Raw genomic sequence first — 13800 nt, 5'->3', positions numbered from 1 at the left:
CGAACTCGCCGGCCGTACGGCCGCCTGAACCCGGTAAACCCGGCGTTAAGGATCCTTTAAGCGCCCCCCGTGAGAGTCGTCCTCGCCCGCCCCCACCAGAGTCCGGCGGGCCCCGGGCGAGGAGGCACGACCATCGACTCACGGATGCGATCACCTGGATTGACCGGCACGTTGCGGATGATCTGCGCGCTGACGTGTCTGTGTCTCGCCCTCTCCTCCTGCGCCGGCACGCGGGAGGAGAGCGGCGCGGTCGCGGGTGCCGGCAAGACGCTGCGCTACGCGACCGCGACCGAACCCGAATGCCTGGATCCGCAGGTCGGCGGGCGCGACGTGGACGCCCTGATCGATCGGAACATCTTCGACTCCCTCGTCAGCGCGACCGAGGACGGCACCTTCCGTCCCTGGCTGGCCGAGAGTTGGACGATCTCCGAGGACCGGACCACGTACACCTTCCGACTGCGCCCGGGCGTGCGATTCCAGGACGGCACGCCGCTGGACGCGGCGGCCGTCAAGGCCACCCTCGACCACGCGGTGGATCCGAAGGCCAAATCCTTCTACGCGGCCAGTCTGGTCGGCGCGTACGCCGGTGCCACGATCGTGGATCCGCTGGTGATCGAGGTGCGTCTGTCCCACCCCAGCAGTCCGTTCCTCCAGGCGCTGAGCACCCCCTACCTCGGTATCCAGTCGCCGAAGTCGATGCGCGAGAACGCGGGCAGGTTGTGCCAGAAGCCGGTGGGTTCCGGTCCGTTCGGCTTCGTCGAGTGGCGCAAGAACACCAGTGTCGTGCTGAAGCGGAACCCGGACTACAACTGGGGCCCACCCGATGCCAAGCACACCGGCATGGCGAAACTGAAGGGCATCACCTTCTCGTTCGTGCCGGAGAACTCGGTGCGGCTGGGTTCGCTGATGAGCGGTCAGGTGGACGCGATCGGCGAGGTGCCCACGGTGAACGCGGCCACGGTGGCCAAGGCGCTGCGGCTGCTGCGTCATCCGGCGCCGGGCGCGGTGTACACGATCTTCCTGAACAGCGGCAGCGGACCGCTGGTGGACGAACGGGTGCGGATCGCGCTGCAGCGCTCCCTGGATCTGGACCAGTTGATCAAGGCCCTGCATTTCGGGCAGTACGACCGGGCCTGGAGCGTGCTCGGCCCGACCACCGTGGCCTACGACCGTACGGTCGAGGGCTCGTGGAAGTACGACCCCAAGCTGGCGAACCGGCTGCTCGACGAGGCCGGGTGGACCGGCCGCGACGCGGCGGGCTATCGCACCAAGGACGGCCGACGGCTCACCCTCGTGTGGCCATATGCCAAACAACTCTCGCGCGACGGGCGCGAGTTCATCGGACAGGGCATCGCGGCGGACGCCCGCAGGGTCGGCTTCGACGTGCGCTTCGAGCGGGAGGAGCCGGGCGCGCTGAACACCCAACTGGCCTCGGGCAAGGGCCTGGACATGTTCGCGATGAGCTTCGTGCGGTCCGAGCCGGACATCCTGCGGTACTTCTTCGCCTCGGACCAGACCGTGAACAAGGGCGGCGGCAACCTGTTCCGGGTCGCCGATCCACAGCTGGACCGCTGGTTCCGGGACGCGACCACCGACAACGACACGGCCGCCCGCAGGCAGTCCTTCGAGCAGGCCCAGCAATACATCCGCACGCACGCGCTGGCGATACCGGTCTACGTGCCGAAGGCGATGATCGGCACGTCGAAGAAGCTGCACGACGTGGGCTTCGCGCCGGACGCCTACCCACTGTTCTACGACGCGTGGCTGGGGGCGGGACGATGAGCGCTCGACTGGCCTGGTTGGTACGCCGGATCGTGCTCGGCGTGATGGTGGTCCTGGGCGCGGCCACGGCGGCGTTCGCCGCGATGCACCTGATGCCCGGCGACCCGGTGCAGGCGATGCTCGGCCAGAGCGGACGCACGCCCGAACTGGTCGCGCGCGTGCGCCACGACACCGGCCTGGACCGGCCGCTGTACGAGCAGTACGGGCTGTTCCTGGGCCGGTTGGCACGCGGCGACCTGGGTACCTCGTACCAACTCCAGGAAACGGTGACGGAGTTGATCCGCTCGCAGGTCTGGTCCACGGTGGCCCTGTCGCTCGCGGGCTTCCTCCTGGCGATCGTGATCGCGGTGCCGGTGGCGGTGGCCACCGCGGCCCGCCGGCCGGCGCTGCGTCGGCTGACCTCGACGGTGGAACTGGTACTGGCGTCGGTGCCCGGCTTTTGGATCGGGGTGTTGTTGCTGACCGTCTTCTCCTTCCACTGGCAACTCTTCCCGGCGGTCGGCGGCACCGGGGTGCGCGGACTCGTGCTCCCGGCGCTGACCCTGGCACTGACCCTGGTCGGCGTGTTCACCCAGGTGTTGCGGGAGGAGATGGAACGCGCCCTGCGCGAGCCGTTCGTGCTGAGTTCGCGCGCCCGGGGCGCGAGCGAGACCACGGTGCGGCTGCGCCACGCCCTGCGGCACGCGCTCATCCCGCTGCTCACCCTCTCCGGCTGGACCGTGGGCACGCTGCTCACCGGTGCGGTGACCATCGAGACGGTCTTCAACCGCCCCGGGGTGGGCCGACTTCTGGTGACCGCCGTCGACAGCCGGGACTTCCCGGTGATCAGCGGCGTGGTGGTGCTCTCGGCCGCGGTCTTCGCGGTGATCAGCATCGGCACCGACTGGCTGTACACGATCGTGGACGCGCGGGTACGGGAGGTACGGACGTGAGTGACGAGCGGATTCTGACCGCCGCGCTGGTGTTGACCGGGCCGGCGGACGAGGTGATCGCGGACGGCGCGGTACGCGTACGCGACGGCGTCTTCGCCGATGTGGGCCCGCGTCGCGAGGTCGTGGAGCGGGCCGCGCCCGACACTCCCGTACTCGACCTGGCCGGCGCGACGCTGCTGCCCGGTCTGATCGACTGCCATGTCCACCTCGCCTTCGACGCGAGCGAGGACCCCGTCGCCGCGTTGCGCGCGGCCGACGACCGCGACCTGCTGCTGGACATGGCGGGCCGGGCCCGGCGGTTGCTCGACGCGGGTGTGACCACGGCACGCGATCTGGGTGATCGCGGCGGGCTGGCGGCGCGGCTGCGGGACGCGATCGAGGCAGGCACGCTGCCGGGTCCGCGCCTGCTGACCGCGGGGCCGCCGATCACCGTGACCGGCGGACACTGCTGGTTCCTGGGCGGCGCGGCCGACGGCGCGGACCGCATCCGCGAGCGGGTGCGGCGCAACGTGGCCGACGGCGCCGACGTGATCAAGGTAATGAGCACGGGCGGCAGCATGACGGCGGGCGGACCACCCGCCTGGCAGGCGCAGTTCTCGGTCGAGGAGGTGACACTGGTCGTCGCCGAGGCGGCCCGCTTCGGCCGCCGGGTGGCCGCGCACGCGCACGGCACCGCGGGTATCGAGGTCGCCCTCGCCGCGGGGGTGCACACCCTCGAACACTGCTCGTTCGTCACGGAACCGGCCCTGGGCGAGGATCACGAACGCCGGGATCGGCTGATCCGGGAGATCGCGGAGCGCGGCGTGGCGGTGTGTCCGACGTTCAGTGCCACGCTCACCGACGTCGAGCGCCGGCTCGGCCCGGACGTCCTGCGCCCGTGGCTGGATCTGGTGCACCGCCAGTACGAGGCGGGCGTACGGCTGATCGCGGGCACCGACGCGGGCATCGCCCAGGCTCCGTTCGAGGGGTACGCGCAGGGTCTGGAGTGGTACGTACGGGCCGGACTGCCGCCGGGGGCGGTGCTGGAGATGGCCACCACGAACGCGGCGGAAGCGCTCGGCCTGGCCGACCGGATCGGCCGGATCGCGATCGGCCTGGACGCGGACGCGGTCGTGGTCGACGACGATCCGCGCAACGGCTTCGGCACGCTCGCCGACCCCCGGTTGGTCCTGCGCCGGGGCCGGCCGCACGTACCCGCGCCGCGCGCCTCGGCGGAAGCCGCGTGAGCGCGCCCACCCGGGCCCGCATCTCGCGCGCCCGGCACCTTTGCGGCAAGCCCGGATCCACCGTGGGACTCGAAGGGATGGACCGCCGATGAGCGGCGCAGGCATCGCGGCGATCGAAGCCGCTCCGGTCCCGCCGTCCGCCCGACGGCGCACCGCGGCCGGACCCGGACCCGGCCTCGTCGTGGCCGGTGTGGTCCTGGCCTTCGTCGCCCTCGCGGCGCTGTGGCCGGACCTGTTGACCACACGGGCGCCGGACGCCATCGAGCCGGTACAGGCGCTGTCGGGCCCCAGCGCCGAGCACTGGTTCGGCACCGACCAACTGGGCCGCGACATCTACAGCCGCATCGTCGACGGCGCCCGACCGTCCTTGGAGATCGGCGTCGGGGCCACCGTCATCGCGGTCGCGGCCGGCTCGATCCTGGGGGTCGTGGCGGCGACCGCGGGCCGGGTCGCCGACGAGCTGATCATGCGGATCACCGATGTCTTCCTGGCCTTTCCCGGCCTGATCCTGGCCATGGTCCTGGTGGCCGTGCTGGGCCCTGGCACCGGCAACGCGATGTTGGCGATCAGTTGTTCGCTCACGCCGGGCTTCGTGCGGCTGGCCCGGGGCCAGGCACTGGTGGTGCGCGAGGCCGACTACGTACGCATGGCGATCGTCTTCGGCCGCAGCCGTTGGAGTGCCTACCGCACCCACCTGCTCCCGAACACGATGCCGCCGCTGCTGGTTCTGGCGACCGTCAACATCGGCACCGCGATCCTCGCGGGCTCGGCGCTCAGCTTCCTGGGCCTGGGGCCGAAGGACTCCTCCTCGGAATGGGGATCGATGCTCTCCGAGGGACGCGACTATCTCGGCTCGGCCTGGGCCACGGCGGTCTTTCCCGGGCTGGCGATCAGCGTGACAGTCGTCGCTATCAACGTGGTGGGACGCGGCCTGCGGCAACGATTCGACGGGAGGTCCACCGATGGCGACTGATCGCGGTGAACCCTTGCTCAGTGTGCGCGACCTGCGCGTCTTCTTCCCGGGCGGCCGACGCGGTCGGGTCGACGCGGTCCGCGGTGTCGACTTCGACCTGCGGGCCGGCGAAGTGCTGGCGATCGTCGGGGAGTCCGGCTCGGGCAAGAGCGTGACCGCACGCTCCCTGGTCGGACTCGCCGGTCCCGGCGCGCAGGTACGCGCCGACCGGCTGCGCGTGGACGGCGAGGACCTGCGCACCGCCTCGGCACAGCGGCTGCGCCGGATCCGCGGCCTGCGCGTGGGCCTGGTCCTGCAGGACGCGCTGTCCGCGCTGGACCCGGTGCGTACCGTCGGCGCCGAGGTCGGCGAGACCCTGCGGGTGCACAACCTGGTCCGCCGGGCCGAGGCGGTACCGCGCGTGGTGGAACTGCTGGAGCGCGCCCGCGTCCCGGAACCGGCTCTGCGGGCCCGGCAGTATCCGCACCAGCTCTCCGGCGGCCTGCGCCAACGTGCCCTGATCGCCGCCGCGATGGCCGCCGATCCGCCGATCCTGATCGCCGACGAGCCGACCACGGCTCTGGACGTGGGCGTGCAGGCGCGGATCCTCGACCTGCTCGCCGCCAAGCGCGACGCCGGCACCGGCATCCTGCTGATCAGCCACGACCTGGCCGTGGTGGCCCGACTCGCCGACCGGGTCGCGGTGATGTACGACGGGGTGTTCGTCGAGGAGGGCACCACCCGCGAACTGCTCACCGACCCGCGCCACCCGTACACCCGGCACCTGCTCGCCGCGATCCCGGCCGGGCAGGATCGGGACATCCGGTTGTCCGCCGGGCAGCACCGCACCGACGTCGCCGCTCCGGTCGCCCGGGGATGCCACTACGCGCCGCGCTGCCCCCTGGCCGAGGACGCGTGCCGGGTCGAGGAGCCGGTCCCGGTGTCGATCGGCGACACGCACACCGCGCGCTGCCGCCTCCTCGACGCGCCCTGGACACCCGCCGACCGGGTCTCGCGGGCCGAGGGGCGGCCGGCCGGGGAGACGGTCCTGGCCGCCGCGCATCTGTCGAAGTCCTTCCCGGGCCCCGACCGCAGTCGACGGCTCGCGGTGGACGACGTCTCGTTCACCCTGGGCGCGGGCGAAACGCTCGGCATCGTCGGCGAGTCGGGGTCCGGCAAGAGCACCACCGCACAACTGGTACTGGGCCTGCTCGAACCGGACGAGGGGCAGGTCACCCTGCACGGAAGTCCGTGGTCGCACCGGCGCGAGCGTGATCGCCGTCCGCTGCGCCGGCGGATCCAGTTCGTCCCGCAGGAGCCGCTCGCCTCGTTCGACCCCCGGTACACCGTCGCGCGACTGATCGCCGAGGGCCTGGGCGGCACCGCACGCCGGGAGGTGCGCCGGCACCGCGCCCGAATCGCCGAACTGCTCACCCTGGTCGGCCTGGACCCGGCGCTCGCCGATGCCCGACCCCGACTCCTGTCCGGCGGGCAGCGCCAACGGGTGGCCATCGCACGGGCGTTGGCCTCGGAGCCGGACGTGATCGTGTGCGACGAGCCGGTCTCGGCCCTGGACGTATCGGTCCAGGCCCAGATTCTGGACCTGCTGGGCGATCTCCGGCAGGAGTTGGGGGTGGCACTGCTGTTCATCTCGCACGATCTGGGGGTGATCCGCCATCTCAGCGACCGGGTGCTGGTGATGCACGACGGGAAGGTGGTCGAGACCGGTACCGCGCGGGACGTCTTCGACAGGCCGACGCACGAGTACACCCGATCGCTGCTCGCCGCGCTGCCCAGGGTCGGTGACGCGTTCGCCCGGGCCGAGCCGTTGGCGGACTCCGCCACGTGAAACCGGGGCGCGTGCCCCGCGCCCGTCGACGGCCGTCGCAAAAGCTTCACCGCGGCGGCCGTTTCGCCACCGTGTCCGCGGCGGGAGTCGGACGAACAACGAGTGTCCGGCCCCACGGCACGGGGAACCGTAGGGGCCGGACACTCGGGAAAGCCGTGCGGGCAGGTGTGAGTTACCGGCGCACGGCGGTCAGGAGGCCACCATTGGACCGCCCCTGCGCCTGGCGGCCGTAGGAGGCGGCCACATCGGCCCGGTCCAGCAGTCGGGCGTCCCAGCCGTTCTCGCCCAGCCAGGGCATCGTGCCCTCACCGAGACCGCCCTTGGCCATGGCCGCGATCTCGGCCAGTCCGGGCACCGCCTTGGCCTCGGCGAGGAACGCGGACTTGTCCAGGTTGGCGTGCTCGAACGACATCCGGCTGCCGGACGCGGACAGGTCGCCGATCATGCCGAGCAGTCGGGCCGCCTCGTCCGCGGTGAGGTAGCCGAGCACACCCTCGACCAGCCAGGCCGTCGGCACGGTGGGGTCGAACCCGCCCGCGACCAGTCGGGCGGGCCAGTCGTCGTCGCGCAGGTCCGTCATCAACACGTCGCGGGCGCAACGCGGTCGGGCGTCGGCGGCGTCCAACACCTCGTTCTTGAAGTCGAGCAGGTCGCCGAGGTCGATCTCGTACAGGTGGACGCCGGCCGGCCAGTCCAGGCGGTAGGCGCGGGCGTCCAGACCCGCGCCCACCAGAACGACCTGCCGACACCCGGCCTCGGTGGCCGCCAGCAGGTATTCGTCGAAGAAGCGTGTGCGCACGATGACGTTGAAGCTGAGGATCTGCTTCCAGGTGGCTCGGGCCTCGACCTCGGCCGGGTCGCTCTCGTGTTGCTCGGACGCCGCGATGAACAGCGGCGCGAAGGGGTCGTCGAAGAGGCGGTCGGGGCGCCGACTCTCCTCCGCACGCACGTATGTGGCCTCTATCGACGTTCGTGCGATCTTGGAACGCATCCGGACTCCTTCGTCGTGTCGGTGTGACCGGTGTGACGGGTGTATCGGGCGCCGCTGAAACCGCTCTGAAACCGCTCTGAAACGACGCCGGACATCCCGCCCGGACGGGCCCTCGGGCAGGGCCCGTCCGGGACTCGATCAGCTCGACGGCTTGGGCTTGGGCGGGCCCTTGATCACGAAGATCGCGATCAGCAGGGCGGCGCCCACGAAGGCGGTACCGGCCAGGAACGCGCTTTGCATGCCCTCGCTGAAGACGTGCTGCGTCCACTCGGAGGGGGAGGCGCCGTGCCGGTCGCCGTCCGCCGCGTTCTTGCTCGCCGTGCCGAACACCGTGACCAGGATGCCGAGTCCGAGCGCGCCGCCGAGTTGCATCATGGTCTGGAGCACGCCGGAGGCGGCGCCCGCGTCCCTGGGCTCGACCCCGGCCATCACCGTGACGTTCATCGGCATGAAGCTCAGCCCCATCCCGATGCCGAACAGCAGCAGCGGTCCGAACACACCGGTCCAGAAGGAACTGTCCTCGGTGAGCCGCGTGAACCAGAAGAAGGCACCGGTCATCAGCGCCGCGCCGACGATCATCAAGAGCTTGGCGCCGAACCGCTTGAGCAGCTTGGGCACCTGGGTCACGGTGGCGAACATCCCGAGCGTCATGGGCAGGAAGGCGCAGCCGGATTCGGCGGGGCTGAAGCCCAGCACGTCCTGGATGTACTGGCTCAGGAAGAAGAACATGCCGAGCATGCTCGCGGTGAGCAGGAGCACGTTGAGGTAGGCACTGGAGCGATTGCGGTGCGCGAACAACCGCAGCGGCAGGATCGGCGGGTCGATCTTCGTCTCGATCACCACGAACGCGGCCAGCAACACCCCGGCCAGCACGAAGGACGCGATGGTCGTCGCGTCGCCCCAGCCGTCGTCGGGAACGCGGATGAAGGCGTACACCAGAGCGACCATGCCGACGGTCGAGGTGACCGTGCCGAGGTAGTCGATCCTGCTCTTGCGGTGCTCCGGTTCACGAATGTAGCGGGGGGCGAGCAGCGCGACGGCCAGTCCGATCGGCACGTTGATGAACAACACCCAGCGCCACGACGCCCAGTCGGTGAGCACGCCGCCGAGGATCAGTCCGATCGATCCGCCGGCGCCGGCGGTGGCCGAGTAGACGCTGAGCGCCTTGTGCCGAGGGGCGCCCTCGGCGAAGTTGGTGATGATCAGGGACATGGTGCTGGGCGCGGCCAGCGCTGCGCCCACACCCTGGACGGCCCGGGCGGCGATCAGCAGCTCCGGGTTCTGGGCCAGGCCGCCGACCAGGGATGCGATGGTGAAGACCACCGTGCCCAGGACGAGCATGCGGCGCTTGCCCAGGATGTCGCCGATCCGGCCGCCGAACAGCAGCAGGCCGCCGAACGCCAGGGTGTAGGCGTTGATCACCCAGGCCAGGCCGGTGCGCGAGAAGCCGAGGTCCTGTTGGATCTTCGGCAGTGCGATGTTCACCACCGTGGCATCGACGCTGATCATCAGATAACACACCGCGATGATCGCCAGGATGATTCCGGAGTGCGGCGCCGCGGGCGCCGCCGCCGCACGTTCGGTCTCACCGGACAGCGCACGGCTGTCGGCGACGGTGTCGGTGTGGTCCTCGGGCATTTCTCTCCTACGCGGACTCTCGACGCCTGGGTCCCGATGGTCGTGGGAACTTCACACTCGCACGCGGACGGCGTCACGACGGATTATCCAGGGACTGTCCCCGATTAGCCGTTCCGACAATACAGGGATAGTCCCCGTTTTCTCAAGAGGCGTCCGCATCAGGGCTCTGAGCAGGGCGGGGACTATCATGGGCACCTGCTCGGCGGCCCAGGGCGCGCCGACGCGACGCCCTGATGTCACGCAGTAGGGACGTTCACATGACGGTCACCTCCGGAGACCCCGCGGGACCCACCGGTCCGCGACAACCGCCGACGCGAGCCGACGCCCGCCGCAACTACGAGCGGCTGCTCGTCGCGGCCGGCGAGGCATTCGCCGAGAACGGCGCGGGCACCTCGCTCGACGACATCGCCAAGCGCGCCGGAGTCGGCAACGCGACCCTCTACCGCCACTTCCCCACCCGCGAGGTGCTCCTCGAAACGGTCTACCGGGACGAGATCCAACAGTTGGGCGACCACGCGTGGGCGGCGTCACCGTCCGGCGACCCGGTCGAGGCGCTGGCCGACTGGTTGCGCCTGGCGGTCTCCCGACTGCGGGTCTACGAGGGCCTGAAGGGTCTGCTGGAGATCGCCCTGCGCGACGAGAGCGCCGAGTTGGCGTCGTGGTGTCGGGCGACCATCCGATCGGCGGCGGCCCATCTGCTCGCCAGGGCGCAGCGGGAGGGGGCCATCCGCGGCGACATCGACGAGTTGGTGCTGCTGCGGTTCGCCAACGCGATCTCGCTGACCGCCGAGATGAGCACGACCGGCACCGACCCGACGGACCAGCTCATCTCGCTGCTCTTCGACGGGCTGCGCACACGCTGAGCGGGGCTCGCGCAGGCGACGGGCGCGCAGGCGACGGGTGCGGCGCGCGCGGGGCGTCGGCGGCGGCTCGCGCGGACGCCCACGTCGCTCGCTCAGCGGGCGGTGCGCTCCGCGGCGGGTTCGCCGATCCGGACCGCGTCGGCCAACAGGCGGAAGGAATGCACCCGTTCGGGCAGACCGTGGACCAGGCCGAGCGCCATCAACTCGTCCGCGCCGGTCTCCCGGACCAGTTCGCCGACCCGACGACGGATGGTGTCCGGGCCGCCGATGAGGTGATTGTCCAGCCGCTCCTCGATGAACCGTCGCTCCTGGGCGGTGTACGAGCGTCGCGCCGCCTGTTCCGGTGTGGGGTGCAGGCCCGGCATGCCCGTGGTGCGGTGCAGCAGGGAGGTCAGCGCCATCGGCCCGGCCAGCCAGCGCGCCCGCTCGTCGCTGTCCGCCGCGATCACCATCGCCGCGAGGATCGCGTACGGCCGGTCCAGCTCCGGCGAGGGGTGGAAGGTGGTCCGGTACACATCCAGCGCCGCCGCCGCGCCGGCCGGGGCGAGGTGGTGCGCGAACGCGAACGGCAGGCCCAGCATGCCGGCCATCCGCGCGCTGTAGCCGCTGGTGCCCAGCAGCCAGGTGGGCATCCGCGCACCCTGCGCGGGCACCGCCAGCACAGCGGCGGAGTCCGGCGAGGCGGCCGGCTCGAAGTAGCTCATCAACTCGACCAGCCGCTGCGGGAAATCGTCCTGCTCCCCCGGCGCGACCACCCGGCGCAGCGCGCGCGCCGTGCCGGGATCGGTGCCCGGCGCCCGGCCGACGCCCAGATCGATCCGCCCCGGGTGCAGCGCCTCCAGGGTGCCGAACTGCTCGGCCACCACCAGCGGTGCGTGGTTGGCGAGCATCACCCCGCCCGCGCCCACCCGCATCCGGGTGGTGGCGTCGGCGATCCGGCCGATCAACACCGGCGGCGAACAGCTGGCGATGTTGCGCATCGCGTGGTGTTCGGCCACCCAGAACCGGTAGTAGCCCATCTCCTCGACCCGGCGCGCCAGTTCGATGGTCTCGCGCAGCGCGTCGGTGGCGGTCGAACCCTCGAACACCGGTGAGATGTCCAGCACGGACAAACGAACATCCGGTACGTCGCTCATCGTTGGTTCCCTTCGGCAGGCCCGGCGATCGTGCTCTCGGACCCGCCCCCGGGCACGTCGATCCGCGTGCCGGTGGATCCCTCGACGGCCCGAACATGCGCGGAGGGCAGACCACTTCGGGGGCGGGCGAGTTCACGATACGGGGACTATCCCCGTTTGACAATCCGCGCACTCTCGGGACGAGCGGACCACGGCCGTCGCCGCCGGCACGGCACGGTGCATGCCTTCGGGTCTCCCTGGAAGATGGGATTCCGCCGCGCCGATCGTTGCCGGGAGGATGCCGGTGGGCGTGCCGAGGAACTCGGGACGCCGCCGAAGTGGCACTGATCCGACTATCGACAAGGATCGACTCCGCATGGGAATACGCCGATTGGCCATGTCCGCGGCAGCCGTCGCAGCGACCGTACCGCCTCTGCTGGTCGCCACCGGAACACCGGCGAACGCCATCGACGTCGATCCCCCGCTACTGCCGGTCTTCCCCGGCTGACCGACGCCGCGCCACCGCCCTGCGGGCCCCGGAAGTCCCCGCAGGGCGGTTCCGAGGCGGTGGCGTTGTCGTCGACGGCGAGGGTGCTCGGGTCAGGGGGTGTCGCGGCGCAGTGCCCGGCCGGGGAGGGCGCCGGTGGGGGTGCCGTCGCGCAGTGCCGGGATGCCGTTGACCAGGACGTGGCGCATGCCTCGGGCGTAGCTCTTGGGGTTGGCGTAGGTGGCGGTGTCGGTGACGTCGGCGAGGCGGAGGACCGCGACGTCGGCGTACGCGCCGGGGGTGAGCAGGCCGCGGTCGCGCAGGCGCAGGTTCGTGGCGGGCAGGGAGGTCATCCGGCGGATGGCCTCCTCCGGGGCGACGATGGCCTCGTCGCGGGCGTAGCGGCCGAGCACGCGGGCGAAGGTGCCGAAGGCTCGGGGGTGGACCGGGTGGTCGGCGAAACGTTCGTCGGCGGCGGGGGCGTCGGAGTCCGAGCCGACCGAGACCCAGTCGTGGGCGAACGCCAGGCGGGTGTTGTCCTCGTCGCCGATGAAGTAGGCGGCGTCGGCGTGCGGAGCGGCCCGGACGATGTCGAGGAGGGTGGCGATCGGGTCGGCGTCGCCTCGGGCCTCGGCGATGTCGGCGATGGTGGAGCCCGCGGGGACGTCGATCTCCGGGTAGTGGGACAGGACCACGACACCGGGGGCGCCGCCGCTCATCCGCCACAGGTTTTCCCAGTCGCCGCCGTCGCGGATGGCGGCGGTGATGGTCGCGCGGTCGGCGGGGTTGCCCAGGCGCTCGTGTAGCCGGTCGGCGCCGCCGAGGTGGAACGGCGGGGGGATGGCGGCGGCCAGCAGGGTGCTGCCGGCGGCGTAGGGGTAGATGTCGGCGGTGACCTCGATGCCGGCCGCCCGGGCGGACTCGATCCGCTCCAGGACCCGGCGCATCTTGGGTCGGTTGTCCCGGCCGGCGGTCTTGAGGTGGTAGATCTCGGCGCGCGCGCCGGAGTCCCGGGCGATGTCGAGGAGTTCGTCGACGGCCTCCAGGAGGCGGTCGCCCTCGTTGCGCAGGTGCGAGATGTACAGCGCGTCGTGCCGGGCCAACACCTCGGCGTAGGCGATGAGTTCGCGGGTGTCGGCGTAGGTGCCCGGCGGGTAGATCAGGGCCGAGCCGACGCCGAGCGCGCCGTCCGCCAACTCCTCGTCGAGCAGGGCGCACGCGCGGGCGAGTTCGTCGTCGTCGAGCGGGCGGCCCTCGATGCCGGCCACGGACATCCGCAGGTTGTCGGCGCCGACGAAACTGGCGACGTTCTGGCCGACGCCGGTGGATTCGAGGTGCACCAGGAAGTCGCGCAGGCGCGGCCAGGCGGCGCGGGCGCCCTCGGGGAGCGCGCCGATGAGTTCGATCATGGACTCGGTCATCGCCCCGGTCACCGGGCCGAGCGAAACGCCCTCGCCGAAGATCTGGGTGGTCACGCCCTGGTACAGGTCGGACAGGCCGCGGGGGTCCTGCTGAAGGGTGAAGTAGGCGTGGCTCAGCACGTTGACGAAGCCCGGACACACCACGCAGCCCTGCGCGTCGATCTCGTCACGGCCCGTGATGGCGCCGATGTCGCCGAGCGCGACGATCCGCCCGCCGTCGATTGCGAGGTCGCCGTCGTACGCGGGGGATCCGCTGCCGTCGACGAGGGAACCGGCCCGGACGACGAGGTCGACGAGCCGGGCGGCGGGCGCTTCGACGGCCGCGTCGGACTGCGGGTCGGGTCGGGTGTCGGACCGCGGGTCGGGCTGCATGTGGAACCTCTCGGGTATGGGGGAACCCGCCGCCTCCCCGGGCCCCGACGTTTCCCGAGTATCGCCCGCGGTCTGGCCGGGAGCCTCGGCTCCGTACACGAGTGGTGTGGCGAAGATGTGTCCGCGCGGACGAAGACCGGTCACCACCCGGCGCTGCGGAGGCCACCCGGCG

At 71.5% G+C, this 13800-nt stretch carries 11 protein-coding genes; 7 read left to right on the top strand and 4 right to left on the bottom strand.

The features are described from left to right. The first annotated feature begins 144 nt into the window (after window positions 1–144). From ACMXN5_RS30080 to ACMXN5_RS30060, 5 genes are all read left to right on the top strand, one after another. A complete protein-coding gene (locus ACMXN5_RS30080) occupies window positions 145–1782 on the top strand; it encodes an ABC transporter substrate-binding protein (RefSeq protein WP_439677884.1) in 1638 nt (545 codons plus the stop codon). Then, window positions 1779–2714 (top strand): ABC transporter permease, encoded by a 936-nt coding sequence (locus ACMXN5_RS30075; protein ID WP_439677883.1) that lies wholly within the window; start codon window positions 1779–1781, stop codon window positions 2712–2714. The genes ACMXN5_RS30080 and ACMXN5_RS30075 overlap by 4 nt, the downstream gene beginning before the upstream one ends. Then, window positions 2711–3940 carry an amidohydrolase family protein gene (locus ACMXN5_RS30070; RefSeq protein ID WP_439677882.1) on the top strand — a complete coding sequence of 410 codons (1230 nt, stop codon included), beginning with the start codon at window positions 2711–2713 and terminating at the stop codon, window positions 3938–3940. Before ACMXN5_RS30075 ends, ACMXN5_RS30070 begins: the two co-directional genes overlap by 4 nt. A gap of 88 nt (window positions 3941–4028) precedes the next feature. Beyond that, the gene (locus ACMXN5_RS30065; protein ID WP_439677881.1) at window positions 4029–4913 is read left to right on the top strand and encodes an ABC transporter permease; all 885 of its coding nucleotides are present in this window, start codon (window positions 4029–4031) and stop codon (window positions 4911–4913) included. Continuing rightward, on the top strand, window positions 4903–6741 hold the full coding sequence (locus ACMXN5_RS30060; RefSeq protein WP_439677880.1) for a dipeptide ABC transporter ATP-binding protein: 1839 nt from the start codon (window positions 4903–4905) through the stop codon (window positions 6739–6741). Before ACMXN5_RS30065 ends, ACMXN5_RS30060 begins: the two co-directional genes overlap by 11 nt. A gap of 172 nt (window positions 6742–6913) precedes the next feature. Here the strand turns inward: ACMXN5_RS30060 and ACMXN5_RS30055 are convergent, their stop codons facing one another. Next, on the bottom strand, window positions 6914–7732 hold the full coding sequence (locus tag ACMXN5_RS30055) for an SAM-dependent methyltransferase (RefSeq protein WP_380001851.1): 819 nt from the start codon (window positions 7730–7732) through the stop codon (window positions 6914–6916). Window positions 7733–7870: 138 nt separating this feature from the next. Continuing rightward, on the bottom strand, window positions 7871–9370 hold the full coding sequence (locus tag ACMXN5_RS30050) for an MFS transporter (protein WP_439677879.1): 1500 nt from the start codon (window positions 9368–9370) through the stop codon (window positions 7871–7873). Between the two features lie 257 nt (window positions 9371–9627). Between ACMXN5_RS30050 and ACMXN5_RS30045 the strand changes: the two genes are divergently transcribed. Further along, window positions 9628–10233, top strand: coding sequence for a TetR/AcrR family transcriptional regulator (locus ACMXN5_RS30045; protein ID WP_395798691.1), 606 nt, complete (start codon window positions 9628–9630; stop codon window positions 10231–10233). Between the two features lie 92 nt (window positions 10234–10325). Here ACMXN5_RS30045 and ACMXN5_RS30040 read toward each other — a convergent pair whose 3' ends face one another. Continuing rightward, window positions 10326–11369: an LLM class flavin-dependent oxidoreductase gene (locus ACMXN5_RS30040; RefSeq protein WP_439677878.1), complete on the bottom strand. Its 1044-nt coding sequence runs from the start codon at window positions 11367–11369 to the stop codon at window positions 10326–10328. 355 nt (window positions 11370–11724) lie between these two features. On the opposite strand from ACMXN5_RS30040, the gene ACMXN5_RS30035 reads away from it, so the two are divergent. Beyond that, window positions 11725–11856 carry a hypothetical protein gene (locus ACMXN5_RS30035; protein ID WP_439677877.1) on the top strand — a complete coding sequence of 44 codons (132 nt, stop codon included), beginning with the start codon at window positions 11725–11727 and terminating at the stop codon, window positions 11854–11856. 92 nt (window positions 11857–11948) lie between these two features. Here ACMXN5_RS30035 and ACMXN5_RS30030 read toward each other — a convergent pair whose 3' ends face one another. Then, window positions 11949–13628 (bottom strand): N-acyl-D-amino-acid deacylase family protein, encoded by a 1680-nt coding sequence (locus ACMXN5_RS30030; protein ID WP_439677876.1) that lies wholly within the window; start codon window positions 13626–13628, stop codon window positions 11949–11951. Between the last annotated feature and the right edge of the window lie 172 nt (window positions 13629–13800).

Source organism: Embleya australiensis, from assembly GCF_051903075.1.
Taxonomy (GTDB): Bacteria; Actinomycetota; Actinomycetes; order Streptomycetales; family Streptomycetaceae; genus Embleya.
This window is presented reverse-complemented; position numbering and strand designations above follow the sequence as displayed.

What these genes read in the sequence shown, in the direction of transcription:
- ACMXN5_RS30045 (WP_395798691.1), top strand. Translation starts at nt 9,628, where the DNA reads ATGACGGTCACCTCCGGAGACCCCGCGGGACCCACCGGTCCGCGACAA.
- ACMXN5_RS30030 (WP_439677876.1), bottom strand. Translation starts at nt 13,628, where the DNA reads ATGCAGCCCGACCCGCGGTCCGACACCCGACCCGACCCGCAGTCCGAC.
- ACMXN5_RS30065 (WP_439677881.1), top strand. Translation starts at nt 4,029, where the DNA reads ATGAGCGGCGCAGGCATCGCGGCGATCGAAGCCGCTCCGGTCCCGCCG.
- ACMXN5_RS30040 (WP_439677878.1), bottom strand. Translation starts at nt 11,369, where the DNA reads ATGAGCGACGTACCGGATGTTCGTTTGTCCGTGCTGGACATCTCACCG.
- ACMXN5_RS30080 (WP_439677884.1), top strand. Translation starts at nt 145, where the DNA reads ATGCGATCACCTGGATTGACCGGCACGTTGCGGATGATCTGCGCGCTG.
- ACMXN5_RS30055 (WP_380001851.1), bottom strand. Translation starts at nt 7,732, where the DNA reads ATGCGTTCCAAGATCGCACGAACGTCGATAGAGGCCACATACGTGCGT.
- ACMXN5_RS30035 (WP_439677877.1), top strand. Translation starts at nt 11,725, where the DNA reads ATGGGAATACGCCGATTGGCCATGTCCGCGGCAGCCGTCGCAGCGACC.
- ACMXN5_RS30050 (WP_439677879.1), bottom strand. Translation starts at nt 9,370, where the DNA reads ATGCCCGAGGACCACACCGACACCGTCGCCGACAGCCGTGCGCTGTCC.
- ACMXN5_RS30060 (WP_439677880.1), top strand. Translation starts at nt 4,903, where the DNA reads ATGGCGACTGATCGCGGTGAACCCTTGCTCAGTGTGCGCGACCTGCGC.
- ACMXN5_RS30075 (WP_439677883.1), top strand. Translation starts at nt 1,779, where the DNA reads ATGAGCGCTCGACTGGCCTGGTTGGTACGCCGGATCGTGCTCGGCGTG.